General features: G+C 57.7%; 25 protein-coding genes and 1 pseudogene. 14 read left to right on the top strand and 12 right to left on the bottom strand.

Annotated features, from left to right (window positions below; translation table 11 throughout):
- Window positions 1–55: 55 nt before the first annotated feature.
- On the bottom strand, window positions 56–985 hold the full coding sequence (locus ELB75_RS05295) for a LysR family transcriptional regulator (RefSeq protein WP_126983027.1): 930 nt from the start codon (window positions 983–985) through the stop codon (window positions 56–58).
- A gap of 102 nt (window positions 986–1,087) precedes the next feature.
- Between ELB75_RS05295 and ELB75_RS05300 the strand changes: the two genes are divergently transcribed.
- Window positions 1,088–1,678: an NAD(P)H-dependent oxidoreductase gene (locus ELB75_RS05300; protein WP_126983028.1), complete on the top strand. Its 591-nt coding sequence runs from the start codon at window positions 1,088–1,090 to the stop codon at window positions 1,676–1,678.
- A gap of 197 nt (window positions 1,679–1,875) precedes the next feature.
- Here ELB75_RS05300 and ELB75_RS05305 read toward each other — a convergent pair whose 3' ends face one another.
- The 5 genes from ELB75_RS05305 to parC all read right to left on the bottom strand — a co-directional run bounded on the left by ELB75_RS05305 (window position 1,876) and on the right by parC (window position 8,702).
- Window positions 1,876–2,631 (bottom strand): class I SAM-dependent methyltransferase, encoded by a 756-nt coding sequence (locus tag ELB75_RS05305; RefSeq protein WP_126983029.1) that lies wholly within the window; start codon window positions 2,629–2,631, stop codon window positions 1,876–1,878.
- Window positions 2,632–2,679: 48 nt separating this feature from the next.
- Window positions 2,680–2,889 carry a hypothetical protein gene (locus ELB75_RS05310; RefSeq protein ID WP_126983030.1) on the bottom strand — a complete coding sequence of 70 codons (210 nt, stop codon included), beginning with the start codon at window positions 2,887–2,889 and terminating at the stop codon, window positions 2,680–2,682.
- A 254-nt stretch (window positions 2,890–3,143) separates the two neighbouring features.
- On the bottom strand, window positions 3,144–4,793 hold the full coding sequence (locus ELB75_RS05315) for a sigma-54-dependent transcriptional regulator (protein ID WP_126983031.1): 1,650 nt from the start codon (window positions 4,791–4,793) through the stop codon (window positions 3,144–3,146).
- Window positions 4,786–6,393 (bottom strand): sensor histidine kinase, encoded by a 1,608-nt coding sequence (locus ELB75_RS05320; protein ID WP_126983032.1) that lies wholly within the window; start codon window positions 6,391–6,393, stop codon window positions 4,786–4,788. Before ELB75_RS05320 ends, ELB75_RS05315 begins: the two co-directional genes overlap by 8 nt.
- Complete coding sequence (parC, locus tag ELB75_RS05325; protein WP_126984213.1) at window positions 6,390–8,702, bottom strand: DNA topoisomerase IV subunit A; 2,313 nt, start codon at window positions 8,700–8,702, stop codon at window positions 6,390–6,392. The genes ELB75_RS05320 and parC overlap by 4 nt, the downstream gene beginning before the upstream one ends.
- A gap of 259 nt (window positions 8,703–8,961) precedes the next feature.
- Here parC and ELB75_RS05330 point away from each other — a divergent pair, with 259 nt between their 5' ends.
- The 4 genes from ELB75_RS05330 to ELB75_RS05345 all read left to right on the top strand — a co-directional run bounded on the left by ELB75_RS05330 (window position 8,962) and on the right by ELB75_RS05345 (window position 12,060).
- A complete protein-coding gene (locus ELB75_RS05330; protein ID WP_126983033.1) occupies window positions 8,962–9,219 on the top strand; it encodes a SemiSWEET family transporter in 258 nt (85 codons plus the stop codon).
- Window positions 9,220–9,306: 87 nt separating this feature from the next.
- Window positions 9,307–9,855: a methylated-DNA--[protein]-cysteine S-methyltransferase gene (locus tag ELB75_RS05335; RefSeq protein WP_241236113.1), complete on the top strand. Its 549-nt coding sequence runs from the start codon at window positions 9,307–9,309 to the stop codon at window positions 9,853–9,855.
- A gap of 105 nt (window positions 9,856–9,960) precedes the next feature.
- Window positions 9,961–10,965 carry a BtrH-related acyltransferase DarH gene (darH, locus tag ELB75_RS05340; protein ID WP_126983034.1) on the top strand — a complete coding sequence of 335 codons (1,005 nt, stop codon included), beginning with the start codon at window positions 9,961–9,963 and terminating at the stop codon, window positions 10,963–10,965.
- A 252-nt stretch (window positions 10,966–11,217) separates the two neighbouring features.
- Window positions 11,218–12,060 carry a mechanosensitive ion channel family protein gene (locus ELB75_RS05345; protein WP_126983035.1) on the top strand — a complete coding sequence of 281 codons (843 nt, stop codon included), beginning with the start codon at window positions 11,218–11,220 and terminating at the stop codon, window positions 12,058–12,060.
- A 108-nt stretch (window positions 12,061–12,168) separates the two neighbouring features.
- Here ELB75_RS05345 and ELB75_RS05350 read toward each other — a convergent pair whose 3' ends face one another.
- The 5 genes from ELB75_RS05350 to ELB75_RS05370 all read right to left on the bottom strand — a co-directional run bounded on the left by ELB75_RS05350 (window position 12,169) and on the right by ELB75_RS05370 (window position 16,827).
- Window positions 12,169–13,221, bottom strand: a complete 1,053-nt coding sequence (locus tag ELB75_RS05350; RefSeq protein WP_126983036.1) for a sulfate ABC transporter substrate-binding protein — start codon at window positions 13,219–13,221, stop codon at window positions 12,169–12,171.
- 430 nt (window positions 13,222–13,651) lie between these two features.
- Window positions 13,652–14,371: a hypothetical protein gene (locus ELB75_RS05355; RefSeq protein ID WP_126983037.1), complete on the bottom strand. Its 720-nt coding sequence runs from the start codon at window positions 14,369–14,371 to the stop codon at window positions 13,652–13,654.
- Between the two features lie 185 nt (window positions 14,372–14,556).
- The gene (gene trpD / locus ELB75_RS05360; RefSeq protein WP_126983038.1) at window positions 14,557–15,600 is read right to left on the bottom strand and encodes an anthranilate phosphoribosyltransferase; all 1,044 of its coding nucleotides are present in this window, start codon (window positions 15,598–15,600) and stop codon (window positions 14,557–14,559) included.
- A gap of 99 nt (window positions 15,601–15,699) precedes the next feature.
- Window positions 15,700–16,146, bottom strand: coding sequence for a GatB/YqeY domain-containing protein (locus ELB75_RS05365; protein ID WP_126983039.1), 447 nt, complete (start codon window positions 16,144–16,146; stop codon window positions 15,700–15,702).
- Window positions 16,147–16,248: 102 nt separating this feature from the next.
- Complete coding sequence (locus tag ELB75_RS05370) at window positions 16,249–16,827, bottom strand: aminodeoxychorismate/anthranilate synthase component II (protein WP_126983040.1); 579 nt, start codon at window positions 16,825–16,827, stop codon at window positions 16,249–16,251.
- Between the two features lie 277 nt (window positions 16,828–17,104).
- Here ELB75_RS05370 and ELB75_RS05375 point away from each other — a divergent pair.
- The 4 genes and pseudogenes from ELB75_RS05375 (at window position 17,105) to ELB75_RS05390 (ending at window position 20,138) form a co-directional block, all read left to right on the top strand.
- A pseudogene (locus tag ELB75_RS05375) lies at window positions 17,105–18,321 on the top strand (uracil-xanthine permease family protein).
- Between the two features lie 117 nt (window positions 18,322–18,438).
- Window positions 18,439–18,960: a DUF3465 domain-containing protein gene (locus ELB75_RS05380; RefSeq protein ID WP_126983041.1), complete on the top strand. Its 522-nt coding sequence runs from the start codon at window positions 18,439–18,441 to the stop codon at window positions 18,958–18,960.
- Window positions 18,961–19,050: 90 nt separating this feature from the next.
- On the top strand, window positions 19,051–19,623 hold the full coding sequence (locus ELB75_RS05385) for an RDD family protein (RefSeq protein ID WP_126983042.1): 573 nt from the start codon (window positions 19,051–19,053) through the stop codon (window positions 19,621–19,623).
- Between the two features lie 20 nt (window positions 19,624–19,643).
- On the top strand, window positions 19,644–20,138 hold the full coding sequence (locus tag ELB75_RS05390; RefSeq protein WP_126983043.1) for a DUF1841 family protein: 495 nt from the start codon (window positions 19,644–19,646) through the stop codon (window positions 20,136–20,138).
- A 282-nt stretch (window positions 20,139–20,420) separates the two neighbouring features.
- Here the strand turns inward: ELB75_RS05390 and mgtE are convergent, their stop codons facing one another.
- Window positions 20,421–21,842, bottom strand: a complete 1,422-nt coding sequence (gene mgtE, locus ELB75_RS05395; protein ID WP_126983044.1) for a magnesium transporter — start codon at window positions 21,840–21,842, stop codon at window positions 20,421–20,423.
- A gap of 435 nt (window positions 21,843–22,277) precedes the next feature.
- Between mgtE and ndhC the strand changes: the two genes are divergently transcribed.
- From ndhC to nuoE, 5 genes are read left to right on the top strand one after another with little or no spacing between them, the layout of a single operon-like run.
- Entirely contained in the window at window positions 22,278–22,646 is a 369-nt protein-coding gene (gene ndhC / locus ELB75_RS05400) for an NADH-quinone oxidoreductase subunit A (protein WP_126983045.1), read from the top strand.
- The gene (locus ELB75_RS05405; RefSeq protein WP_003771161.1) at window positions 22,637–23,116 is read left to right on the top strand and encodes a NuoB/complex I 20 kDa subunit family protein; all 480 of its coding nucleotides are present in this window, start codon (window positions 22,637–22,639) and stop codon (window positions 23,114–23,116) included. The genes ndhC and ELB75_RS05405 overlap by 10 nt, the downstream gene beginning before the upstream one ends.
- Window positions 23,117–23,125: 9 nt before the next feature.
- Window positions 23,126–23,716 (top strand): NADH-quinone oxidoreductase subunit C, encoded by a 591-nt coding sequence (locus ELB75_RS05410; RefSeq protein WP_126983046.1) that lies wholly within the window; start codon window positions 23,126–23,128, stop codon window positions 23,714–23,716.
- On the top strand, window positions 23,706–24,962 hold the full coding sequence (nuoD, locus tag ELB75_RS05415) for an NADH dehydrogenase (quinone) subunit D (RefSeq protein WP_126983047.1): 1,257 nt from the start codon (window positions 23,706–23,708) through the stop codon (window positions 24,960–24,962). Before ELB75_RS05410 ends, nuoD begins: the two co-directional genes overlap by 11 nt.
- A complete protein-coding gene (gene nuoE, locus ELB75_RS05420) occupies window positions 24,962–25,435 on the top strand; it encodes an NADH-quinone oxidoreductase subunit NuoE (protein WP_126983048.1) in 474 nt (157 codons plus the stop codon). Before nuoD ends, nuoE begins: the two co-directional genes overlap by 1 nt.
- Window positions 25,436–25,615 lie beyond the last annotated feature (180 nt).

The following is a 25,615-nucleotide window of genomic DNA, read 5'->3' on the forward strand; positions in this document are numbered from 1 at the left end:
GCTGCATCTGTACTGCTTCGGCTTCATCGCCTGCTTCTAATTTAGATTTAACCTGCTATACCCACCCTGCAAAATCTTTCAGGTCGCCCCTGCCCGCCTTTTCCCCCAGCCGTTCCGCCAAAAAATCCACAAAAGCCCGGATTTTCGGGCTGACTGCATTGTCGCCGTAATAGACGGCGTAAAACGGTTTGGCTTCGTTCAAGGCGCGGTCGGGCAGGAGTTCGTGCAGGTGTCCCGCAGCAATATCGGCGGCGACGGTGAAATCCGACAGGCAGGCGATGCCGTTGCCTTCCAGGCACAGGCGGCGGATGGTTTCGCCGCTGTTGGCGGACAGTTGCGGCACGGCGGCGTAGGGCGTGTGGCCGGTGTCGGCAAACGGCCAGTTGTTCAGAGTTTTGGGCTCGGAGAAGCCGATGAGGATGTGCTGCGACAGGTCGGCAACGGTTTGGGGCGTGCCGTGGAGGGCGAGATAATCGGGCGCGGCAACGAGTTTCAGACGGCTGTCAAACAGATGGCGGGCGCGCAGGGCGGAGTCGTGCAGGCTGCCTGCGCGGATGGCGATGTCCACGCGCCGCTCGATGAGGTCGATGTAGCCTTCGGACGAGGTGAGCAGCAGCGACACCTGCGGGTAGCGTTCGCAGAACGGGCGTACCAGCGGAGCGACGAGGTGCAGCAGCGTGGGCGTGGCGGAATCCACCCGAAGTACGCCCTGCGGCGCGCCGCCCGCGGAGAGGATTTCGGCTTCGGCGGCTTCGATGTCGTGCAGTATCTGCCGCGCGCGCTCGAAAAAACGGCAGCCTTCTTCGGTGAGCCGCAGTTGGCGCGTGGTGCGGTTGAGCAGGTTGGCGGAGAGTTTGTCTTCCAGCCGCTTCACGGTACGGCTGACGGCGGAGTTGGCCAGCCCGAGCCGCTCTGCCGCGCGGCTGAAACTGCCGCTTTCCACCACCTGCACGAACGCGGCCAGTTCGTCTGAATGGGTTTTCATTGTTGCTTTTCCTGGAAAAGTGTTTTGCAATTATTGCCGTTTTCATTATAAAGCATCGGAGTACAATAATGCTTTTTCAACGCAAATATTTGAAGGACCAACATGAATATTCTGTTAATTGACGGCGGCCAACATTTTGGCCATTCCGCCGGCCGCCTGAACCACACGCTGCACCAAACCGCACGCGACACGCTGACCGCACTCGGCCATGCGGTGAAGGAAACCGTGATTGAAGAGGGCTACGACACTGCCGCCGAAGTGGAAAAATGGCTGTGGATGGACGCGGTGGTTTGGCAGATGCCCGGCTGGTGGATGGGCGAGCCGTGGACGGTGAAAAAATATATCGATGAAGTATTTACCGCAGGCGTGGGCGAGAACAAGCTGGTGGCCAACGACGGCCGCCACCGTGTAAACCCGACGGAAGGCTACGGCACGGGCGGCTTGCTGCATGGCAAAAAACACATGATTTCATCCACTTGGAACGCGCCGATTGAGGCGTTTACCCGAGAAGGCGATTTCTTTGAGGGCGCGGGCGTGGACGGCGTGTACCTGCATTTCCACAAGGCCAACGAGTTCCTCGGCACGACGCGCCTGCCCTCGTTCATCTGCAACGATGTAATCAAGAATCCGCAGGTGGAGCGGTATTTGGCGGATTATCGGGCGCATTTGGAGAAGGTGTTCGGTAGGGCGTGATGGTGATATAAAAAGCAGCCTGCACTTTGGGAATTTGAAGTGCAGGCTGCTTTTTGTTGGGTTGTCCGGTTTTTTCGGAAGCTGTTTTCAGGTAGCCCTTGACGGGAGACTACCTGAAAAATATAGTGGATTAACAAAAACCAGTACAGCGTTACGGCAAGACGAGACAACGCTGTACTGGTTGTTGTTAATTCACTTTAAATGCTATGTTTGCTACCGCTCCCGCTATACACGTCAAACCGGGTTGATTTGCCCGTGTATTGGTAATCCGGCTTGCGGCCGCATAGGAAATCGCCCAAGCGCGGGCGTTTGACCACCACGCGGGCGGTGGCTGCGGAGAGGGCGGCATCGAGCAGGGCGGCGTCGTTTTGCGCGGTGCCGACCAGCTCGTGGAAAAAAGCTATTTCTTTTTTTACCGCTGCCGATTTGCGCCGTTCGGGGTACATCGGGTCGAGATAAACCACTTGCGGGCGGCCGATTTCGGCGGCCAGGCGCGGCATATATTCGACGGCATCGGCGTGGTGCAGGGTGAGGCGGGAAGCAGTTTCGGCGATATCGGGGTGGAGCAGGGCGCGAGCGAGGCCGTCGGCCAAGAGGCAGTATACGGCGGGATGCCGCTCGAAAATATGCACGTTCAGCCCGAGCCCGGCTAACACGAAGCTGTCGCGGCCGAGCCCGCCGGTGGCGTCCCATACGGTGGGCTGTTTGCTGCGGCCGGCGGCTTTGGCCAGCAACTCGCCGCCGCCGTGCAGCCGCCTGTGCTGCGCCGCGCCGGCGGTGAAATCTACCCACACGCTGCCTTTGTCGCCCGCGCGGTGCAACACGATGCCATGCTCTTCGGCGGCCAGGTAGAGGCCGGAGGCAGGCGGGGTGGTGGAGACAGCCAATGCGGGATGGCGGGCGTAGTCGGGCAGGGTGTGAGGGGCGGAGGTGATGAGCGGGATGAGGGACATGGCGGATTGGGTGTTTTAACTTTGTTGTAGCACACGCTTTCAGGTAGCCTATGGCTTGGTTTGGAAATATGAGGCGATGCCGGCGAGGAAACAGGCCAGGCAGGCTATGCCGATAAGCAGCCGGGCTGCGGGACGGCGGCGGGGTTTCTTCACCGGCAGGGTGAGCAGGTGCAACAGGGCGGCATAGGCCGGGGCAATCGCGAGCAATACTGCGGCGAACAGGATGCCGTCGGGCAGGCGGGAGAGTAGGGTGCTCATGGAGATTAGCTGTTTTCAGGTAGCCTTTGCTGAGGAGGGAGGCTACCTGAAAATGCGGGGCAAGGAAACGATAGCTGAAATATAGTGAATGAAAATTAAGAAGCTACTGTGTTCGTTTGCTTTGCTGTAACTTTATGCTGTTTGCGGTTTGCTGCTCTGCTTGGATTTTATGAATCCACGATAGCCCGCGAATTTTCAGGTAGCCTTTGAGGCTACCTGAAATTTTGCCGTTTGATTCCGGCCAGGCAGCCTGGCTATTCGATTTCCAAGCGCTCCATCCGGTAGCGCATGGAGCGGAAGCTGATGCCGAGCAGTTTGGCGGCCTGGGTGCGGTTGTAGCGGGTTTTTTGCAGGGCTTGCTCGATAATCAGCCGCTCTACGTCGTCGAGGTAGTCCTGCACCTGGGTGCGGCCGAGGACGAAGCCGGGCAGGTTGTCGAGCTGGCCGCTGCTTTCGGGGGCGGCTGCTTCGGCGGTGTCGGCGCTGCCGCTGTTTTGGCTGACGGCGGCGATGGCGCTGCCCCAGTCGTCTTCATCCAATAGCGGGGAGCTGGAGAGCTGGAGGTCGGCAGCATCGATGGTGTTGTCGGCGGCCAGGGCGACGGCGCGTTCGAGGATGTTTTCCAGCTCGCGGAAGTTGCCGGGGTAGCTGTATTGCAACAGCGCCTGTTTGGCGGGCTGGGTGAGGGTGTAGTCGCCGCCTTGGCGGTGTTTGCGCAAGAGCTGGGTGATGAGCTGGGGCAGGTCTTCGCGCATTTCGCGCAGGGGCGGCATGGTGAGGGAAACGACGTTGAGGCGGTAGAACAAGTCTTGTCGGAATGCGCCTTTGGCCACGAGGGCAGCGAGGTCTTTATGCGTGGCGGAGATGATGCGCACGTCTACTTTCACTTCTTGCGCATCGCCGATGCGGCGCACGGCTTTTTCCTGGATGGCGCGCAGGAGTTTCACCTGCATGTGCAGGGGCAGGTCGGCCACTTCGTCGAGGAAGAGGGTGCCGCCGTGGGCGTGTTGGAAAAAGCCGAGGCGGTCTTGATCGGCACCGGTGAAGCTGCCTTTTTTGTAGCCGAAGAATTCGCTTTCCATCAGGTTTTCGGGGATGGCGCCGCAGTTTACGGCCACGAAGGGGCGGTCGCGCCGCTCGGAGAGCTCGTGGATGCTGCGCGCGGCCTGCTCCTTACCGGAACCGGATTCGCCGGCGATATACACGGGCACGGTGGTGCGGGCAAGTTTGCGGATCATCTGCCGGGCTTCTTCGATTTGCGGGGAGCGGCCGATGAGGCGGGGGATGTCTTCGGGATTGGCGGCCGGCTGTTCGTCGGCTGCGGGCTGGAGCTTGCGGCCGGCGGCTTTGCTTTCTTGCAGCTCTTCGTTTTCAGGTAGCCCCTCGCTTTCAGGTAGCCCCTCGCTTTCAGGTAGCCCCTCGCTTTCAGGTAGCCCCTCGCTTTCAGGTAGCCCTTCGTCTGCGCCGTTTGCTTGGGGCGGGGGCTCTTCTTTGGCCGGTGCGGGGGCGGGGCGGCTGTCTTCTTCGTGGATTTTGATGGCGGATTTCACCAGGGTGCGCAGTTGCGCCAGGGTGATGGGCTTTTGCAGGTAGTCGAAGGCACCGGTTTTGATGGCCTGCACGGCCTGGTCGGCATTGCCGAAGGCGGTAATCACGGCCACGGGCACGTCGAGCTCTTTTTCGTTGATGTATTCCACCACTTCGAGTCCGGAGCCGTCGGGCATGCGCATATCGGTGAGCACGAGGGAGAACTTTTTGCTGTCGAGCCACTTTTTGGCGGCATTGACGCCCTCGGCGGTTTCCACCGACAAGCCCATTTTCATCAGGGTCATTTCCATCAGGTCGCGGATGTCTTGCTCGTCGTCCACAACCAATACTGGCTTTTGCAGGCTTTGTTTACTCATTGATATCTTTCGGCATGATTAGTTCGAATCCCTTGATTTCGGGATGATAGTGAAGCTGGCCGGAGTTGGCGTGCGCCAATTCGCGTGCCACATACAGCCCCAGCCCGGTGCCTTCGGCGCGGGTGGTGAAAAACGGCTCGAACAGGCGCGGCTGGTTTTCGGGCGATACGCCGGGGCCGTCGTCCATCACGGTGAGCGATACGGATACGTTGTCGTCGGTGGGCTTCACCAACACGGTGATGGAGTCGGCCTGCTTGCTGCCGTGCTGCCAGGCGTTGTTGATGAGGTTCCACATAATCTGCTGCAGGTGCATTTTGTCGAAATACACTTTCAGCGCGCCGCCCTGCATATAAAGGTGCACGGCGTGTTTGGCTTCGGGATGGGTGAGCAGGAATTCCTGCTTGAAATCGAGCCAGAATTTCATCAGGTTGATGGATTGGGCGTCGAGCCGGTCGCTCTTGTTCAGGCTGCTCACTTCTTCCAGCATTTTATCGATGCGCTGGATGTTGTTGTCGATGATGCCGCACAGCTTGGTGGTCATCGGATCTTCGTCTTCCTCGGCCAATAAGCCGTTGGATTGGCGGATAGCGGAGAGCGGGTTGCGGATTTCGTGCGCCAGGTTGGCCGTGAGCTGGCCGAGCGCGGCCAGTTTGGTGGCCATGGCTTCCATGGCGACTTCTTGGTCGGAGCGGATAAACAGCATCAGCAGCGATTCGTCTTCGCGCACCAGCGGGCGGGCGCGCACCTGCACGCCTTGCCCGCCCAGCTCAACATGGGTGATGAAGTTGCGTGTAGGCGCGCGCTGCCAGCGTTTCACCAAAATATCGAACATTTCTTCGTGTCGGTCGACTTTTACATAGGGGAAATAGAGGCCGGCCTGGCGGTTCATCAGCCAGATGCGGCTGCCAGTATCCACTACCACCACGGCCTCAGCCACATGGTTGAGCACCAGTTCGTTCAGACCTTTGAGGCGGTCGAATGCGCGGCGGTGTTTACTCAGGGTGTTGGCGGCGCGGTTGAGGAAGGAGGCATAAAACGAGGTGATCAGCGCCACCAGGTAGCCCACCGCCGAGAGTACGATGGTGTGGACGACTGCGCTGCTGCCTGCCTGGCTGTTGGCGTCAAACGGCCAATAACGCAGCCAAGTGCCGATAAACAGCAAAAGGGCGACATAAGAGGCATACAAGAGCGGATAGCGGCCGTGGCTGAGCAGGCAGGACACGCCGATAAAGGGCAGGATGAGGATGCCGAAGCCGGAGGAAATGCCGCCGGCCAGGTGCATCAGCAGCACCATCATGGTGATGTCGGCCACCGCGCTGATGTTGGGCAGGTTGTTTTTCTGCTGCTGCCAGTTGGGAAATACCATGCTGAACACAATCAGCCCGCCGTACACCGCCGCCCAGATATAGAAACGGCTGCCGAAAATGGGCATCGAAGCCAGTCTGGCCATGCCCACATTCGAGCCGTAGGCATTGACCAGCACGTGGAAGGTGAGCAGCGAAAGCAAAAGGCTCACGCGGGCGATGTTCATCAGCCAGGGCAGGCGGTTGAGTTGGCTGTCCCATTCGTTGGGGGTATACGGTTTCGGCAGCTGAATCATGCTTCGCCCTCCTGCGTGCCGCTCAGGCTGATGAGGCTGCCTGAAACATCCAACACCCGGCCTTTGCGGCCGCGTTTGCCTTCAATATCCTGCACGCGTAAGCGTTCGCGGTGTGCCGCACCGCGTTTGCCGCGGCTGCATACCCAGAAATCGGGAGTGGACACCAAGGCGGTCAGTTGCAGCGTGTCGCCGCCGCGCAGCGACATCAATTGCAGGCCGCGCCCTTTGGCCATCACTTTTAATTCGCCGATTGGGAAGGCGAGCAGGTGTTTTTCCGCACTGGCCAGCACCAAGCGGCAATCGGGGTTGATCAGCGCAGACTGGCGCACCGGCTGCGGCATCAGCAGGGTTTCGCCAGCCTCCAGTTTCACCACTTCCTTGCCCGCCTTCACGCGGCCGACCAAATCGCCCAGTTTGGCGATGAAGCCGTAGCCGCCGCTGCCGGCCAGCAGGTAGTGCTCTTGCGGCTGCCCGGCCAACATGGTAAGCACCGACGCGCCCGGCTGCAATTCCAAGAGCGAGGCCAGCGGCACGCCGTCGCCGCGCCCGCCGGGGATTTCGGCCGGATCGATGGTGTAGCTGCGGCCCAGCGTGTCGAGCACCACCACCGGATCGACGGTACGCGTTTCCAGCGTTTGCTGCAATTCGTCGCCTTCTTTAAACGCGGTGGCCGACAAATCCAGCCCGTGCCCGGCACGGCTGCGAATCCAGCCCTGGCGCGACAGGATGAGCGTTACCGGTTCGTCGGCCGTGGTGTGGGTGAGCGCGGCGCGTTCGGCTTCGGCCACCAGCGTGCGGCGCGGGTCGCCAAATTGCTTGGCATCGGCCTGCATCTCTTTGATGATGAGCTTTTTCTTCGCGCCTTCGTCGGCCAATAAGTTTTTCAGGTAGCCTTCTTCTTCACGCAAATCAGCCAATTCCTGCTCCAGTTTGAAACCTTCCAAACGGGCGAGCTGGCGCAGGCGGATTTCCAAAATATCTTCGGCTTGGATTTCGGAGAGGCCGAAGGCAGCCATCAATTCGGGCTTGGGCTCGTCGGCTTCGCGGATGACGCGGATTACCTCGTCGATGTGCAAAAAGGCGGTCATGCGCCCGTCGATGATGTGGATGCGTTTGAGCACCTGTTCCAAACGGTGTTGCAGGCGGCGGGTTACGGTGGACACGCGGAAATCGAGCCATTCCTGCAGGATGGTTTTCAGGTTTTTCTGTGCGGGGCGGTTGTCGAGCCCGATCATCACCAAGTTGGCCGGCACATTGCCTTCCAGCCCGGTTTGCGCCATTAGGGTGTTGATGAAGTTATCCGGTTCGATGCGGCTGGATTTGGGCTCGAACACGAGGCGCACAGGGTGTTCGCCGTCGCTCTCGTCGCGCACTTTGTCGATGAGCTCGAGCATCAGCTTTTTGGTGTTGAGCTGGTCTTGGTTGAGCTGTTTTTTGCCGGATTTGGGCTTGGGGTTGGTTTGCTCTTCGATTTCGGCCAGGATTTTCTGCGCGCTGGTGTTGGGCGGCAGCTCGGTGATGATGAGGCGCCATTGGCCGCGCGCCAGTTTTTCGATTTCGTAGCGGGCGCGCACGCGGATGCTGCCTTTGCCGGTTTCGTAGAGCTGGAGCAGGTCTTTGGCCGGGGTGATGATGTGGCCGCCGCCGGCGAAATCGGGGGCTGGGATGTGTTCCATCAGCTCGGCGGTGGTGAGCGCGGGCTTTTTGAGCAGGGCCACGGCGGCAGCGGTGACTTCGCCCAAGTTGTGCGGCGGGATTTCGGTGGCCATGCCCACGGCAATGCCGGAGGCGCCGTTGAGCAGCACCATGGGCAGGCGGGCGGGTAGCGCCACGGGCTCTTCAAACGCGCCGTCGTAATTCGGCACGAAATCCACCGTGCCTTGATGCAGCTCGGAAAGCAGCAGTTCGGCAATCGGGGTGAGGCGGGCTTCGGTGTAGCGCATGGCGGCCGCGCCGTCGCCGTCGCGCGAGCCGAAGTTGCCGATGCCGTCGATTAAGGGATAGCGCAGGGTGAAGTCTTGCGCCATGCGCACCATGGCGTCGTAGGCGGAAGCGTCGCCGTGCGGGTGGTATTTGCCCAGGATTTCGCCCACCACGCGCGCGGATTTCACCGGCTTGGAGTTGGTGGTCAGCCCCATTTCCTTCATGGCAAACAGGATGCGCCGCTGCACGGGCTTTTGGCCGTCGCCCACGTCGGGCAGGGCGCGGCCTTTCACCACGCTCATGGCGTATTCGAGGTAGGCGCGTTCGGCGTAGGGGGCGAGCAGCAGGATGTCGCGGTTTTCGGCGGATGCGGTGTTTTCTGGCATGGTGTGGCTGGCGTTTCGGTTGCTAAACGCCGTAATTGTAAAGCAAGCAAGGGTTTTCAGGTAGCCTGCGGGGCGGTGGGGCTGGCTGAAACCATCGCGGGAGAACGGGTTAAGTTTTGTAGTATGCCTTGCGGGCAGCGGGAAGGGGGTTTTATAATTGCGCGCTTCCAGCGAGCCCGCATGATGAAGGCTACCTGAAACCGGGAAGCCGGTATATGCCGGCATGAAACGTCTGATTCACTTTTAAGAGGTAAAAATAATGACTGAAAAACAAATCAAAATTTTAGGTGTCGTGGCCAGCATCATGGCTGTGGGCATGTATGTGGCCTACATTCCGCAGATTGCCGACAACCTGGCCGGACACAAAGGCAATCCGGTACAGCCTTTCGTGGCCTTTGTGAACTGCACGCTGTGGACTGGCTACGGCCTGTTTAAAAAACCGCGCGACTGGCCGATTGTGGTGGCCAACGTGCCGGGTATCTTTTTGGGTTTGGCTGCCTGTTTTACCGCGCTGTAAGCCTTTTCACTTCGCAATAGCCATGTTTTCAGGTAGCCTTTCGCCCACACGGCAGGCTACCTGAAAACATTGCAGGGTTTCTGCCCAATGCCATCCAACCCCAAGCCCATGCTCTATCTGCACGCCTTTCCCTCGCCCTTGGACAATATCCTCGCCGCCGCCAGCGAACGCGGCCTGTGCCTGCTAGAATTTGCCGGCAGCCAGCGTATCGACAGCGAATTGCGCGATCTTCAGCGCCTGCTCGGCTGCCAAACCAAACAGGGCGAAAACGAACACACCCGCCTGGTGCAAACCCAGCTGGGCGAATATTTCCAAGGCACGCGCCGCGAGTTTAACGTGCCGCTGCACGCCCCTGGCAGCCCGTTTCAGCGGCGGGTATGGGACGCGCTGCAAACCATCCCTTATGGCGAAACCACACATTATCAGGCACTGGCCGAACAGCTCGGCAACCCTGCCGCCGTGCGCGCCGTGGCTGCTGCCAACGGTGCCAACCGCCTCTCCATCCTCATCCCCTGCCACCGCGTCATCGGCAAAGACGGCAGCCTCACCGGCTACAGCGGCGGCCTGCAGCGCAAACAATGGCTGCTCGACCACGAACAGGGCAGGCATCAGATGCAGCCTGATTTGCTGGGCTAAGCAGAGGCGTTTCAGCCAGCCTGCCCGTGCGCTAAAGGCTACCTGAAATTCCATCTGCTTCATTTTTCACGTATCATCTGCCTCCCCGCAACCAACGCCAACGTCATGACTACCTTCACCCACCAACACACCGCCCACTGCGAAAGCGGCGTGATGTCCGCCCTCCTCACCCACCACGGCTGCGCCATGAACGAAGCCATGGTGTTCGGGCTTGCCCACGCGCTCACCTTTGTGTATTTGCCCGTGGTCAAGCTCAACAGTATGCCCCTGATCTCCTACCGCATCGCCCCGCGCGGCATCATCAAAAACGTTTGCCGCGCCCTTGGTGTGAAGCTGGATATGCGCAAATTCGCCCAAGCCGAGCGTGGTGCGGCCGCGCTGGATGAGGCGCTGTTGCGTGGGCAGATTGCCGGTTTGCAAACCTCTGTGTATTGGCTGCCTTATTTTCCGCCCGAAATGCGCTTTCATTTCAACGCCCACAATCTGTTGGTGTATGGCCGCGAAGGCGGGGATTATTTAATCAGCGACCCCGTGTTTGAAACGCCCCAGCGCTGCGCCGCTGCCGATTTGCAGCGCGCCCGCTTTGCCAAAGGCGCCCTGGCCGGCAAAGGCCTGATGTACACGCTCGACATCGCCAGCCTGCCGACAAAGCAACAGCTGGCCGAGCGCCTGCCCGCCCTGCTGTATGCCGCCATCCGCAAAAACGCCAAACAAATGCTCGCCCCCGTGTTTTTCGTGGGCGTGCGCGGCATCCGCACCGTGGCCAAGAAAATCGAGTGCCTGCCGCAAGAGCCAGAAAAATACCAAAAGCTGTGGCTCGGCCATCTCGTTCGCATGCAGGAAGAAATCGGCACCGGCGGCGCCGGCTTCCGCTATCTTTACGCCTATTTTTTGGAACAGGCCGCCGATATTTGCGCCAACCCCGCCCTGCAAGCCGCCTCGCAGGAAATGACCGCCATCGGCGACCAATGGCGGCAGCTGGCCAGCCAGTGCGTGAAACAATGCCGCCGCCCAAGCGAACAAGGCTGCGCCCAAATCGCCGCCTTCCTGCGCGAAATTGCGGATAGGGAAGAAAAACTGTGGCGCGGGCTGCTGCGTGTTATGAAATAGGCTGAAAGGCTACCTGAAACTTCAGGTAGCCTTTGCCGATAGTTTTATTATGAGTGGATTAACAAAAATCAGGACAAGGCGGCGAGCCGCAGACAGTACACACGTTACGGCAAGGCGAGCCAACGCTGTACTGGTTTTTGTTAATTCACTATAAATGCCGAATTACTCACTCTAAACTACTGAAACTACTGCTTTGATTTTCAGATTTCCTTGTTTAGAATTTTCTTTTTCAACTACACACATACAAAAATCATGGATTTGGATATTCAACAACTCTCTTCAATTTCCGGCTGGGAACGGCTTATCGAAGTCGGCATTGCCTTCGGTACCAACCTGCTGGCCGCGTTGGCCATTTTCTTTATCGGCAGATGGATTGCCACCCGTATCGTTATCCTGATGAAGGCCGCGCTGATTCGTGCCAGAGTGGATAAAACGCTGGTCAGCTTCCTTGGCAACGTAGCCAATGTCGGCCTGCTTATCTTGGTTATCATCGCCGCGCTGGGCAAGCTGGGCATTCCCACCACGTCGGTTACCGCCTTAATCGGCGGCGCGGGCTTGGCAGTCGCCCTGTCGCTGAAAGACCAACTGTCGAACTTCGCCGCCGGCACGCTGATTATCCTGTTCCGCCCGTTCAAAGTGGGCGATTTCATCAAAGTGAACGGCTTTGAAGGCACGGTGGGCGAAATCAAAATGGTGCAGACCACATTGCACACGCCGGACAACGAAGAAGTCATCCTGCCCAACAGCGTGGTGATGGGCAACAGCATCGTCAACCGTTCTTCCAACCCGTTGTGCCGCGTGCAGGTGGTGGTGGGCGTGGATTACGCCTGCGATTTGAAAGCCGCCAAAGCCGCCGTATTGAAAGCCGCCACAGAGCATCCCCTGTGTGTGCAGACCAAAGACAGGCAGGCCGTGGCATACATCACCAACCTGGGCGACAGCGCCATCGAAATCACGCTGTGGGCGTGGACGAACGAAGCCGATTTGGGCGCATTCCGCTTCGGCCTGAACGAGCAGGTGGTGGAAAACCTGCGCGCCGCCAATATCAATATTCCCTTCCCGCAACGGGATGTCCATATTATTTCTCAGGGCTGATTAAAAGGATAAAAATTTAATCCACTATAGCTGAACAGCGGGCGTTGCCGCAGAAATGAAAGGCTACCTGAAATTTCAGGTAGCCTTTTCCATGCTAAAGCGGCAGGCTTATTTGGCGGGGGATTTCATCAGCTGGTCGAACACGCCGCCGTCGCCGAAGTATTTGGGCATGATTTCCTTCCACGGGCCGAATACGTCGGTGGGGCGGAAGGTTTCCACCGGCGGCAGGGTGTCGGCGTGGGCGGCGAGCACTTCAGGGTTAGCCGGGCGCAGGTAGAGGCTGGCGCCGAGCTCTTGCGCTTCTTTGCTCCACAGGTATTTCAGGTAGGCAGTGGCCGCTTCGCGCGTGCCGCGTTTGTCCACCACGCTGTCCACCACGGCCACCGGGCTTTCCATGCGCACGGAGTAGGCGGGATACACAACTTCAAACTGCCCTTCGCCAAACTGTTTGGCAGCCAGCCGGGCTTCGTTTTCAAACGTTACCAGCACATCGCCGATCTGGCGCTGCACGAAGGTGGTGGTGGCCGCGCGGCCGCCGTTGTCGAATACCGGCACGTTGTGCATCACCCTGCCCACGAATTCGCGCGCTTTCGCGTCGTCGCCGTTGTTGGCCTTCAGCGCGTAGCCGTAGGCGCCGAGGAAGGAATAGCGGCCGTTGCCGGTGGTTTTCGGGTTGGAGATGATTACTTTGATGCCGTCTCGCGCCAAATCGTTCCAATCGCGGATGTTTTGCGGATTGCCCTTGCGCACGAGGAAAACGGTGGTGCTGGTAAACGGCACGGCGTTATCCGGCAGGCGGCTCTGCCATTCGGGCGAAACGAGGCCTTTCTCCACCAAAAGCTCGATGTCGGAACTCTGGTTCATGGTCACCACGTCGGCCTGCAGGCCGTTGGCCACGGCCAGCGCCTGCTTGCTCGAGCCGCCGTGCGACTGTTTGATGGCGATGTCGGGATTTTGCCGGTTGAACAGCGGGTTGTATTTTTCGTAAAAATTGCGCGCCACGTCGTAGGATACGTTGGTGAGCTCAACCTTGCCCGCGGCAGGGGCGGCAGGGCCGGAGGCGGCGGATGATGCGTTGCCGCCCCCGGGCGCGCCTTCCTGCGGCGAGCAGGCAGCCAGCAGCACGGCGGCAACCAGCGGGGCGAAAGTGCGGATGTTCATGGTGGTGTTCCTTTCAATCGGATTGCAGACAGGCGCTACTCTACCCAGCGGCGGCGAAAAAGGGAAAGAATCGTTGGTTGTTTGTTTAGACGGTTTGCTTATATGGCAGGCTGTTGGTGCTTCAAACGGGCGGTTTCCATCCTCCAGTGGCGGAGAAAGGCTACCTGAAAAATGTTTCAGGTAGCCTTTGCTGCAGGAAAGCCTGCACGGTGCGTAGGGTGCGTGCCACGGGCACGCACGCCGTTGTCAGTTATTCCAAAACCGCGTGCGTGCGTTCCGCACACACCCTACACCCCGCACAATGGGCAGGCTACCTGAAATTCATTTTCAGGTAGCCTGTTGATAGGGCAGGGCGTAGGTTGGGTTGGTAAACCCGACATTCCACAATTTAATTTGTTGGGTTACGCCTATGGCTAACCCAACCTAATCACTACGGCTGTTGGTTGGGGAAGTGCAATAATTTCCGACGCTCCGGATGCACCCATCTTTCAAACACGCAGGCCCTCCCACTGTAAAAATCGGGATTGAATAAATCGATACCGAAATGGCTGCAATAGCGTTCCACCATTTCCGGGGTCAGGCGGTCTTTGATGCGCCGGGCTTGGTATTGTTCTATTTCTTCAAAGGGTAATGGATCGCCCTGGTCGACAAACTCCCAGCGGCTTTCATGATGTGCCGCAATATAACGGCGGGGAAATTGATCGCACCAGCCTGTCCCTGTTGCAGAAAGCACTTTTTCTGCCCGCGTATAGTCTTCATAAAGAAATTGTGTTGAGCCTGGTTTGATTTTAGGAATATCCCGTACCAAGGTTACGGCTATTTCACGCACTCCTAATTTCTCACATAAATATGGAGGATCCGCATAGAGATCTGTACCATTGGGACTATTATTAACATAAACACACCAATTAGACTGGGTTTCGGAAACCATCACTTTGGATCGGTTTAGTGGCAACAGGCTATTCAATCGCTGCTCCCATGTGCCCCCGATATCAATTTTTTGTACAGGCACACGGCGTTCGTTAACCACATCCCGTTTGCGTTCCCACTGCACGATAAAATCAACCAGTTCGTCATAGGGAGTTTCGAAAAAGGCCATGAGATTGGTGGTGGGGGCGTAGCGGTGGAGGAAAAATTCGGGGTCGCGCATGGGTTTCCTTGGTTGTTGCGGGGCATAGGGGCTACCTGAAATTTCAGGTAGCCTTATATGATGCCCGATCATAGGGGAAAGCGGTAAATGCCTGACTTAACAGTATCTTAGGCGGTTTCTTTTCTTTCCAGGCAGCCTTTCGTCATGTTAGGTCGGCCTCAAAGGCTGCCTGAAACTTGTCTGCATTATTTCGCCTGTTGTGCGGCCAGTTTTTGCGAGAAGGCGGCCACTTCTTCGCGTTTGGCGTGGGCTTTGCCGCTGTCGATGGCTTCGCGTGCCATGTCCACGCCTTCGTCGAGCGTGGCGGCCACGTTGCCGGCGTAGAGCGTGGCGCCGGCGTTGAGTAGCACGATGTCGCGGTGGGCGCCGGCTTCGCCTGCGAGCACGCGGTCTATCATGGCGAGCGATTCGGCGGCGGAGGCTACCTTGATGTCGTTGAGATTGGCGCGCACGGGCAGGCCGAATTGTTCGGGGTGGATGTCGTATTCGGCGATCAGGCCGTCTTTGAGTTCGGCCACGCGGGTGGGGCCGGTGAGGGTGATTTCGTCGAGCCCGTCGCTGCCGTGCACCACGAGGGCGTGTTTGCTGCCCAGCTGCTGGAACACGCGGGCGAGGATGCCCACCAAATCAATGTGGAATACGCCGATGAGCTGGTTGGCGGCGGCGGCGGGGTTGGTGAGCGGGCCCAAGATGTTGAACACGGTGCGCACACCCAGCGCGCGACGCACGGGGGCGACGTATTTCATGCTGCTGTGGTGGTTGGGGGCAAATATAAAGCCTGCGCCGCATTGGTCGATGCATTGCCCCACCTGCTCGGGCGAGAGGGCGAGGGAGATGCCGGCCAGCTCCATCACGTCGGCCGAGCCGCTGGAGGAGGAGACGCTGCGGTTGCCGTGTTTGGCTACTTTTGCCCCGGCGGCGGCGGCCACGAACATGGCTGTGCTGGAAATATTGAAGGTGTGCGCGCCGTCGCCGCCGGTGCCGACCACGTCGACGAGCTTGTCGGGCTCGGACACGGGCACTTGGGCGGCAAATTCGCGCATCACTTGGGCGGCGGCGCTGATTTCAGACACGGTTTCCACTTTGATGCGCAGGCCGATGAGGATGGCGGCAATCAGCTCGGGGGCGACTTCGCCGCGCATGATTTGGCGCATGAGGTCGGTCATTTCGTCGTGGAAGAGTTCGTTGTTGCTGAGCAGGCGCTGCAGGGCTTGTTGGGGAGTAAACATGGGGTTTCCTTATGAGGTGGTTTGGGTTTCAGGTAGCCTTTGCGGAAAAAGGAAAGGCTACCTGAAAGCTGTCGGCATGTTCAGGTAGCCTGTGGGATGCTATTTCTGCAAGGCGGCTTTGAGCAGGCGGCTCACCTCGCTCATGTCGGCCTGGCCGGCAAGGCGTTTTTTCAGCACGCCCATGGCTTTGCCCATATCGGCCATACCGGATGCGCCGGTTTGGGCGATGGCTTCGGCCACGGCGCTTTGGATTTCGGCTTCGGAAAGCATTTCGGGCAGGTAGCGCTGGAGGATGGCTACTTCGGCCAGCTCTTTGTCGGCCAGGTCTTGGCGGCCGGCTTCGTGGTAGATGGCGGCGCTTTCTTTGCGTTGCTTAATCATTTTGCTGAGCATGGCGGTGATTTTGGCGTCGTCGGCTTCGGTGCGCTCGTCCACTTCGTAGCGTTTGATTTCGGCGTTGGCCAGGCGGATGGTGGATAGGGCGAGCGTGTCTTTGGCGCGCATGGCGGTTTTCATGTCTTCGGTGAGGCGGGCTTTCAGGCTCATGGTGTTCTCCTTATTTGTTTGAGGTTTGAATTTTGGGTTTCAGGTAGCCTTTATTGTTGCAACGAGGCGAGCCGACGCGGGAATGAAAGTTCGGCTCATTGGCTACGTACGGGCAGCGTGCTCTTTGAGGAAATTGGCCAGCATGTCGTGGCCGTGTTCGGTGAGCAGGGCTTCGGGGTGGAATTGTACGCCTTCCACGGCGTATTGTTTATGGCGCACACCCATGATTTCGCCGTCTGCCGTCCAGGCGGTGATGTCGAGGCATTCGGGCAGGCTGGCGCGTTCGATGGCTAGGCTGTGGTAGCGGGTGCAGTTTACGGGGTTGGGCAGGCCGGCGAATACGCCGCTGTTGGTGTGGTGCACGGGCGATACTTTGCCGTGCATCATCTCTTGCGCGCGCACGATGCGGCCGCCGAAGGCTTCGCCGATGGCCTGGTGGCCGAGGCACACGCCCAAAATGGGAATCTGCCCGGCAAAGCGGCGCAGGGCGGGCACGGAGATGCCTGCTTCTTTGGGCGAGCAGGGGCCAGGGCCGATCACGAGATATTGGGGCCGGAGTTCGGCAATTTCGTCTAGCGTGATGTCATCGTTGCGGCGCACGCTGATTTCCTGGCCGAGCTCGGCGAAATATTGGACGATGTTGTAGGTGAAGGAGTCGTAGTTATCGATAAACAAAAGCATAATTTGAATATATTATTGATTTGTAATATTGTATTAATTTTACCGGCGGCTTCTGCGGTTTCAAGAATCCGACGCTGGATTTCGCTTTCCAGCCAATATGTGATTCTGCCATCTTTTCTGCCTTTCGGGAAAGTGCCGTTTTTTAATCCGCCATCATTTTTAGCGTTTCTTCCGGCAGGCGGGATTCCCATTTTCAGGTAGCCCAAGCGATGCGGAGGCACAGGCTCTCGGGTATAATCCAGCCCGTTTTGCCGACTGAATTTTTCGAGGAGGAAACATGTTTCAATCGTTTAAAACCGCAGTGGCGGGGGCGCAGATTTTGTTTGTGGCCTTCGGCGCCATGGTGCTGGTGCCGCTGCTCACGGGGCTGAACCCGGCGATGGCGCTGCTGGGCGCGGGCATCGGTACGCTGCTGTTTCAGGCGCTGACCGGCCGCAAGGTGCCGATTTTTCTGGGTTCGTCGTTTGCGTTTATCGCGCCGATTATCTATGCCATGCAGGAATGGGGCATGGGCGGCACGATGTTCGGGCTGTTTGCGGCGGGCTTTATGTATTTTGTGTTTGCCGCGCTGATTAAGTATTTCGGGCTGCCGGTGGTCAACCGTTTGCTGCCGCCGGTGGTGATCGGGCCGGTGATTATGGTGATCGGGCTTTCGGTGGCGGCGGTGGCCGGCAGCATGGCGATGGGCCGGGCGGGCGGCAATCAGGTGTTAGATTACACTCATTCGCTGCTACTTTCCGGCTTTACCTTTGCGGTAACCGTGATGGTGGCGGTGTTCGGCAGCAAGATGATGAAGCTGGTGCCGATTTTAATCGGGGTGGCGGCGGGCTATTTGATGGCCCTGGCCATGGGTATGGTGGATACCGCGCCGATTGCGGCTGCGCCGTGGTTTGCCGTGCCGCATTTCCATTCGCCGCAGGTGAATTGGCAGGCTGCGCTGTTTATCTGCCGGTGGCGATTGCCCCGGCGATTGAGCACATCGGCGGCATCATGGCCATCGGCAAGGTAACCGGCAAGGATTATGCCGCCGAGCCGGGGCTGCACCGAACGCTGGCCGGCGACGGCTTGGGCGTGTGCGTGGCCGGCTTGATTGGCGGCCCGCCGGTAACCACTTACGGCGAGGTAACGGGCGCGGTAATGCTCACTAAAAACAGCAATCCGGCCATCATGACTTGGGCGGCCGTCTTCTCCATCTGCATGGCGTTTTTCGGCAAATTCAATGCTTTTCTGGCTTCGATTCCGCTGCCGGTGATGGGCGGAGTGATGATTCTGCTGTTCGGCACGATTGCTTCGCTGGGGCTGAAAACGCTGATCGATGCGCAAGTGAACCTGATGCAGCCGAAAAACCTGGTGATTGTGAGCTCGGTGCTCACCGTGGGCGTGGGCGGCATGGAAATGAAGCTGGGCAGTTTCAGCTTTGCCGGCGTGGGCTTGTGCGCACTGCTGGCGATTCTGCTGAGCCTGCTGCTGCCCGATGTGCGGCACGACGATTAACCTATTTGAGGCTACCTGAAAACGGAGCTTCCGAAGGAAGCGGAGTTTCTGCGAAGCTAAAACACCGCTTTCATAAGCTCAAACTTTCAGGTAGCCTGCCAACCAATCAAAACAACAATGAATAATAAACCAAACAAATGGCTGTGGCTCTTGGTGTTGCTCGGCATCGCCGCCTATTTCCACTTTGCCGAACAGCCAAAATCCAAGCCGGAGCAGGGCGCGCCGCAGCCGCAAACCGCTGTAGTCGAGCAGACGCGCACACCACACCGAAACGCTGCCCAACCCTCTGCCAAGCCGGCAGCAGACGGTGCCGAACTGATTGCCCAAGCCTTTGCCGAGCAGCGCAGCGATGTGCAGGTGAGCGGCAGCGGCAAAGTGCACCGCACCCTGCCTGATGACACCCAGGGCTCGCGCCACCAGCGTTTCATCATGAAGCTCTCCAACGGCCAAACCGTATTGGTGGCGCATAATATCGACCTCGCGCCGCGCATTCCGCGTTTGCAGCGCGGCGACACGGTGGGCTTTTCCGGCGAATACGAATACAATGCCCAAGGCGGGGTGATCCACTGGACGCACCACGACCCGGCCGGCCGCCATGCGGACGGCTGGCTGGAGCATAACGGACAGCGCTATCAGTAGCGGCATTTCACAGGCTACCTGAAAACAGCGGGAGGCAGCTTTCAGGTAGCCACATAAGCCAAACGTCAGACTAATCAGAAAGGAACAATCATGCGGGATTTTCGTAAACCAGATTTCAACAGCCAGATGGGCGAACAGATCAAACAAATTTTCTCCGCCGCCATTTTGGAAGACGAGCCGTTTGATGAGGACGGCATCAACGTGGAGCTGGCCGCCCCGTGGCGGCGCATCATGGCAGCACTCTTGAATCTGTTGTTGCTCATGGTGCTGACTTTCGGCATCGGCCTCATCGTCAGCCTGATCAGCAGCTTGTTGGGCAGCAATTTCGGCAGCCCCGCCCTTATCGGCTACGGCACGGTATTGGCCTATGTTATCGGGCAGGCCATGCTGATGGCCAATAGCGGGCAAAGCCTGGGCAAACGCATTATGGGCATCCGCGTGATCAGCGAAGACGGCAGCGAGCCCAGCCTGGTGCAATACCTTCTGCTGCGCGAAGCCGTCATCCTGCTGCCGCTGGCCATCTTGCTGAAATTCCTCCCGCTTATCGGCGGCATGCTCTCCTTGGTAGTGGCTGCGGCCTGCATCCTGATGATGTTTATGGAAGACGGCAACCGCCGCACCGGGCAGGATATGCTGGCCAAAACCTTGGTTATCCGCGATTAAGCGCCAAAGGCTACCTGAAAATGTATGACGTAAACACCCACGACGTGCGCCGCTTTTTTGCCGACGTATGGCGGCAACGCCTTGCCCCGCTGCAACTGGACAAACTCCAGCAAAAAGCCCTGCGCATCATCGAAGCCCACCCCGAATACCACCATTATCTCGACAATATCGAACGCTACCTCGACCACAACTGGACGCCGGAGCAGGGCGAAACCAACCCCTTCCTGCATCTGTCGCTGCACCTTTCGATACAGGAGCAGAGCGATATCGACCAACCGCCCGGCATCCGCGCCATCCACCGCGAGCTGCAAGGCCGCTATGCCGGCGACTGGGTGCGTGCCGAACACGATATGATGGACGCGCTGGCCGAAACCATTTGGAGCGCGCAACGCAACGGGCAGGGGCTGGATGTAAACCTCTACATGACCCGCCTGCGCCAACTGGTCGGCTTGGGGCAGGAAGACCAGGCTCGCCTTAATCCGCATGAGGTGGCAAGGATGGAAACGGGGCAGTAGCCTGTTGTATTGAGTTAAAGAGAAAGGCTACCTGAAAGAGCTGCGAGGTTTTCAGGTAGCCTTTTTTTAAATTGAAGTGGCTATCGCCGTATGGTGGAGGATAACTAAAATACTTACTTCTTCATGCGTTGTTGGCTCGTCTAGCCGTACTACTTAGTACTGCCTACGGACCACCGCCGTGTATGAAAACATCATTATTGCAGCTATAAGCTTTCTGTCGCTAAATTTTTCAGGTAGCCTTCGTGTGGAAGGAACAGGTTACCTGAAAATTTGAGCTTGATATTAAAGCAAAAAGATTGTAGCTAGCCCGAGGAAAATCAGGAAGCCGCCGGAGTCGGTTACGGCGGTAATCAGCACCGAGCTGCCCAGTGCCGGATCGCGGCCGAGTTTGTCCATAATCACCGGAATCAGCACGCCCACGGTGGCGGCGAGCAGCAGGTTGAGCGTCATGGCGGCCACCATTACCAGGCCGATGCCGATGTTTTTATATAACAGCCAGGCCACCACGCCCATCACGCCGCCCCAAATCACGCCGTTGATTAGCGCCACGCCCACTTCTTTGCGCAACAGGTGCAGCGCTTGGCTACCTGAAAGCTGCCCCATGGCCATGGCACGCACGATCATGGTGATGGTTTGGTTGCCGGAGTTGCCGCCGATACCGGCCACAATCGGCATTAGCGCGGCCAGGGCGACAATTTGGGCAATGCTGCCTTCGAATGCGCCAATCACTCGGCTGGAGAGGAAGGCGGTGCAGAGGTTGATGGCCAGCCACATCCAGCGGTTTTTCACGGAATCAAGCACGGGGGCGAACAGGTCTTCGTCTTCCTGCAAGCCGGCCATGTTCAACATATCGGCTTCGGTTTCTTCACGGATTACGTCCACCATTTCGTCCACGGTCAGGCGGCCGATGAGTTTGCCATCGGCATCGGTCACGGGCGCGGTTACCAAGTCGTAACGCTCAAATGCCTGTGCGGCTTCTTCGGTGTTGTCTTCGGGGTGGAAGCACACAATGTCGCGCGCCATGATGTGCTCGACGATTTCGTCGGGGTCGGCCACGAGGAGCTTGCGGATGGGCAGCACGCCTTGCAAGACGTCGTTTTCGTCGACCACGAAGATTTTGTCGGTGTGGTCGGGCAGGCTCTCGAAGCGGCGTAGGTAGCGCATCACCACTTCGCAGGTAACATCGGCGCGGATGCTCACCAGTTCGAAGTCCATGATGGCGCCCACTTGGTCGTCGGCAAACGACATGGAGGCCTGTACCTTGGCGCGTTCGTCTTCATCCAATGATTTCAGGGCTTCGGCCACGACTTGGCGCGGCAGGTCGTCTGCCAGCTCGGCCAGGTCGTCCACATCCATGTCTTCCACGGCGGCCAGAATTTCCTGCCGCTCCATGTTTTCAATCAGAGATTCGCGGACGGCATCGGATACTTCCAACAGGATGGAGCCGTCGCTCTCCGGCTCCACCAATTTCCACACCAACAGGCGCGATTGCAGCGGCAACGATTCCAATACGGCGGCAATGTCGGCCGGATGCAGTTCGTGCAGAATTTCGATGAGTTCGGCCAGGCAGCTGTTGAGATAGGGATTATCCAGCACGCTGTCGGGCCGGATGGTGTTGGACACGGGCAGCAGGGCATCGGCCAGTTCGTGAATACGGCCGGTGTCGATCTGCGGTTGTTCGGAAGAGGGCAGTAGGGTAGGCATGCGCACTCCTTACCGTGCATCACGGTAATGGCGCACGGGAGAAATCAGGAAGAATAAATAAGGGAAAACAAAATCGGATGGGAACCGGAAGGATCCATAAGTTTGGCGCCCCAATCTGGCATCAATAGCAAACCGATATATTCTACACGTTTTTGCTCTGAGGCGACAAACCGCTTTCAGGTAGCCTGCAGCAGAGAAATCATGCACTATATCCATATATTTTATACGGCTAAACTTATGGCATTGATTTAAATAAAAACTCTGTAAAAAGGTGTGATTCTTACCAGCACTATTTTAATATAGAAAATTATTATCATTATAATATAATGATAATATTGTACTTTTAAGCCTGTTTATTTTGAATGCGGAAAAAAATTTGGTTACAATGCGAGTTGGTTTTACCTGCATTTTTATGTCTATTTCAGAGTGCAAACCATGTTGGCTAACTATTTTCCCGTTTTTGTCTTTATTTTGGTCGGCCTGATTGCCGGCGTGCTGTTTATCCTGCTCGGTACGCTGCTGGGCACCAAGCGCCACTATGCCGAAAAAGACCAGCCGTTCGAGTGCGGCTTCGAGGCGTTTGAAAACGCGCGCATGAAGTTTGACGTGCGTTATTACTTGGTGGCGATTTTGTTTATCCTGTTTGATTTGGAAGTGGCATTTATGATTCCGTGGGCAGTGGTGTTCAAAGATTTGCTGGCTCAGTCGGGGCAGTTTGCCTTCTGGTCGATGTTTGTCTTCATCGTCGTGCTCGGTGTAGGTTTTGTATACGAGTGGAAAAAAGGAGCGCTGGAATGGGAGTAGAAGGCATTCTGAACAAAGGGTTCATTACCGCCAGCGCGGATACCGTGCTCAACTATGTGCGTACCGGTTCGCTGTGGCCGGTAACTTTCGGTTTGGCCTGTTGCGCAGTAGAGATGATGCATGCCGGTATGGCGCGTTACGACCTCGACCGCTTCGGTATCATTTTCCGTCCGTCGCCGCGCCAATCCGACTTGATGATTGTGGCCGGTACGCTGACCAATAAAATGGCACCCGCCCTGCGTCGCGTGTACGACCAGATGGCCGAGCCACGTTGGGTGTTGTCGATGGGTTCGTGCGCCAACGGCGGCGGTTATTACCATTATTCCTATTCCGTGGTGCGCGGTTGCGACCGTGTGGTGCCGGTAGACGTATATGTGCCCGGCTGCCCGCCGACTGCCGAAGCCTTGATTTACGGCCTGATTCAGCTTCAGGGCAAAATCAAGCGCACTTACACCATTGCCCGCAACTAGGAGCGCACCATGCACCCGAAAGATTTATACAGCGCGGCACAGCGCATCTTGGCAGGCAAGGCGGATAAAGTATTGTTGGCTTTGGATGAAGTAACTGTCGAATGCCGCCCTGAACACTATCTCGATATTATGCAAACCCTGCGCGACCACGAAGAAATGCACTTTGAGCTCTTGGTGGATTTGTGCGGTGTCGATTACAGCACCTATAAAAACGAACCTTGGCCCGGTCAACGCTTTGCCGTGGTCAGCCAGCTGTTATCTGTGAAGAATAACCAGCGCATCCGCGTGCGTGTGTGGGCGGAAAACGACGATTTCCCGTTGGTTCAATCCGTTATCAATATTTACAACAGTGCCGACTGGTACGAACGCGAAGCCTTTGATATGTACGGCATCGTTTTCGAAAACCACCCCGACCTGCGCCGCATCCTTACCGACTACGGCTTTGTCGGCTACCCCTTCCGCAAAGATTTCCCCATTTCCGGCTATGTCGAAATGCGTTACGACGAAACCGAAAAACGCGTTATCTATCAGCCTGTAACCATCGAGCCGCGCGAAATTACCCCGCGCGTCGTCCGCGAGGAGAACTACGGTGGCCACTAAACTCAGAAACTACACCATCAACTTCGGCCCGCAGCACCCTGCCGCCCACGGCGTATTGCGCATGATTTTGGAATTGGACGGCGAACAAATCGTCCGCGCCGATCCTCATATCGGCCTGCTGCACCGAGGCACGGAAAAACTGGCCGAAACCAAAACCTACCTGCAAGCCCTGCCGTATATGGACCGTTTGGACTACGTTTCCATGATGGTGAACGAGCAGGCTTACTGTCTCGCTATCGAAAAACTGCTCGGCATCGATATCCCCATTCGCGCCAAATACATCCGCACCATGTTTGCGGAAGTAACCCGCATTCTGAACCACCTGATGGGCATCGGCTCACATGCCCTCGATATCGGCGCGATGACCGCCATCCTCTACGCCTTCCGCGATCGTGAAGAGCTGATGGATTTGTATGAGGCCGTTTCCGGTGCCCGTATGCACGCCGCCTACTTCCGCCCCGGCGGCGTATACCGCGACCTGCCCGACTTCATGCCCAAATATGAAGCCAGCAAATTTCGCAACGCCAAAGTGTTGAAAGAGCTCAATGAAGCCCGCGAAGGCACTATGCTCGATTTCATTGAAGCCTTCTGCCAACGCTTCCCCGGCCGCATCGACACCCTTGAAACCCTGCTGACTGATAACCGCATCTGGAAACAGCGTACTGTCGGCATCGGCGTGGTCTCTCCCGAGCGCGCCCTGCAAAAAGGCTTCACCGGCGTGATGCTGCGCGGCTCGGGCATCGAATGGGACGTGCGCAAAAAACAGCCCTACGAAGTTTACGACAAAATGGATTTCGACATCCCCGTCGGCGTGAACGGCGACTGCTACGACCGCTACCTTTGCCGCATCAACGAAATGCGTCAGTCTGTGCGCATTATTCAGCAATGCGTCGATTGGTTGCGCGTCAATCCCGGTCCCGTCATCGTGGACGACCACAAAGTTGCCCCGCCCAAGCGCACCGAAATGAAGTTCGGCATGGAAGATCTTATCCACCACTTCAAGCTCTTCACCGAAGGCATGCACGTGCCCGAAGGCGAAACCTACACCGCCGTGGAACACCCCAAAGGCGAATTCGGCGTATACATCATTTCAGACGGCGCCAACAAACCCTACCGTCTGAAAATCCGCGCCCCCGGCTTCGCCCACCTGCAAGGCATGGACGAAATGGCCAAAGGCCACATGCTCGCCGACGTCGTTGCCATCATCGGCACGCAAGACATCGTATTCGGAGAGGTAGACCGCTAATGTTATCCGCAGAATCCTTGAAACAAATCGATACCGAACTGGCCAAATACCCGGCCGACCGCCGCCGTTCCGCCATCATGGGCGCGCTGCGTATCGCCCAAACCGAAAAAGGCTGGCTCGCCCCCGAAACCATCGAATTTGTCGCCGAATATATCGGCATTACCCCAGTGCAGGCCTATGAGGTTGCTACCTTTTACAATATGTACGACCTCAAGCCTGTCGGCAAATACAAACTCACCGTCTGCACCAACCTCCCTTGCGCCCTGCGCGGCGGTGTGGATGCCGGCGAATATCTGAAGAAAAAACTCGGCATCGGCTACGGCGAAACCACGCCCGACGGCAAATTCACTTTGGTTGAAGGCGAGTGCATGGGCGCGTGCGGCGACGCCCCCGTGATGCTGCTGAACAACCATAAAATGTGCAGCTTCATGACCGAAGAAGCGATTGAAGCGAAACTCGCCGAATTGGGTTAGAGGCTACCTGAAACCGTAAAGGCCGTCTGAAAAACCAACGCAGGCCGCCCCGAAACCGAACAGGAAGAAAACAGAAAACCCTTTTCAGACGGCCTAACAGGCTACCTGAAAAACACCGCAATATTGACAGGCCGTCTGAAACCGACAAGGCCGCAGCAGAAACCGAAACACATAGGCACA

The sequence above is a fragment of the Eikenella corrodens genome (assembly GCF_003990355.1).
Lineage (GTDB): Bacteria > Pseudomonadota > Gammaproteobacteria > Burkholderiales > Neisseriaceae > Eikenella > Eikenella corrodens_B.

Bases quoted from the DNA above. Each gene is read 5' to 3' on its own strand.
- darH (WP_126983034.1), top strand. From the start codon at position 9,961: ATGACTACCTTCACCCACCAACACACCGCCCACTGCGAAAGCGGCGTG.
- trpD (WP_126983038.1), bottom strand. From the start codon at position 15,600: ATGTTTACTCCCCAACAAGCCCTGCAGCGCCTGCTCAGCAACAACGAA.
- ELB75_RS05385 (WP_126983042.1), top strand. From the start codon at position 19,051: ATGCGGGATTTTCGTAAACCAGATTTCAACAGCCAGATGGGCGAACAG.
- ELB75_RS05345 (WP_126983035.1), top strand. From the start codon at position 11,218: ATGGATTTGGATATTCAACAACTCTCTTCAATTTCCGGCTGGGAACGG.
- mgtE (WP_126983044.1), bottom strand. From the start codon at position 21,842: ATGCCTACCCTACTGCCCTCTTCCGAACAACCGCAGATCGACACCGGC.
- ELB75_RS05335 (WP_241236113.1), top strand. From the start codon at position 9,307: ATGCCATCCAACCCCAAGCCCATGCTCTATCTGCACGCCTTTCCCTCG.
- ELB75_RS05365 (WP_126983039.1), bottom strand. From the start codon at position 16,146: ATGAGCCTGAAAGCCCGCCTCACCGAAGACATGAAAACCGCCATGCGC.
- ELB75_RS05390 (WP_126983043.1), top strand. From the start codon at position 19,644: ATGTATGACGTAAACACCCACGACGTGCGCCGCTTTTTTGCCGACGTA.
- ELB75_RS05380 (WP_126983041.1), top strand. From the start codon at position 18,439: ATGAATAATAAACCAAACAAATGGCTGTGGCTCTTGGTGTTGCTCGGC.
- ELB75_RS05355 (WP_126983037.1), bottom strand. From the start codon at position 14,371: ATGCGCGACCCCGAATTTTTCCTCCACCGCTACGCCCCCACCACCAAT.
- parC (WP_126984213.1), bottom strand. From the start codon at position 8,702: ATGCCAGAAAACACCGCATCCGCCGAAAACCGCGACATCCTGCTGCTC.
- ELB75_RS05350 (WP_126983036.1), bottom strand. From the start codon at position 13,221: ATGAACATCCGCACTTTCGCCCCGCTGGTTGCCGCCGTGCTGCTGGCT.
- ELB75_RS05295 (WP_126983027.1), bottom strand. From the start codon at position 985: ATGAAAACCCATTCAGACGAACTGGCCGCGTTCGTGCAGGTGGTGGAA.
- ndhC (WP_126983045.1), top strand. From the start codon at position 22,278: ATGTTGGCTAACTATTTTCCCGTTTTTGTCTTTATTTTGGTCGGCCTG.
- nuoE (WP_126983048.1), top strand. From the start codon at position 24,962: ATGTTATCCGCAGAATCCTTGAAACAAATCGATACCGAACTGGCCAAA.
- ELB75_RS05405 (WP_003771161.1), top strand. From the start codon at position 22,637: ATGGGAGTAGAAGGCATTCTGAACAAAGGGTTCATTACCGCCAGCGCG.
- ELB75_RS05320 (WP_126983032.1), bottom strand. From the start codon at position 6,393: ATGATTCAGCTGCCGAAACCGTATACCCCCAACGAATGGGACAGCCAA.
- ELB75_RS05410 (WP_126983046.1), top strand. From the start codon at position 23,126: ATGCACCCGAAAGATTTATACAGCGCGGCACAGCGCATCTTGGCAGGC.
- ELB75_RS05330 (WP_126983033.1), top strand. From the start codon at position 8,962: ATGACTGAAAAACAAATCAAAATTTTAGGTGTCGTGGCCAGCATCATG.
- ELB75_RS05305 (WP_126983029.1), bottom strand. From the start codon at position 2,631: ATGTCCCTCATCCCGCTCATCACCTCCGCCCCTCACACCCTGCCCGAC.
- ELB75_RS05300 (WP_126983028.1), top strand. From the start codon at position 1,088: ATGAATATTCTGTTAATTGACGGCGGCCAACATTTTGGCCATTCCGCC.
- ELB75_RS05310 (WP_126983030.1), bottom strand. From the start codon at position 2,889: ATGAGCACCCTACTCTCCCGCCTGCCCGACGGCATCCTGTTCGCCGCA.
- ELB75_RS05370 (WP_126983040.1), bottom strand. From the start codon at position 16,827: ATGCTTTTGTTTATCGATAACTACGACTCCTTCACCTACAACATCGTC.
- ELB75_RS05315 (WP_126983031.1), bottom strand. From the start codon at position 4,793: ATGAGTAAACAAAGCCTGCAAAAGCCAGTATTGGTTGTGGACGACGAG.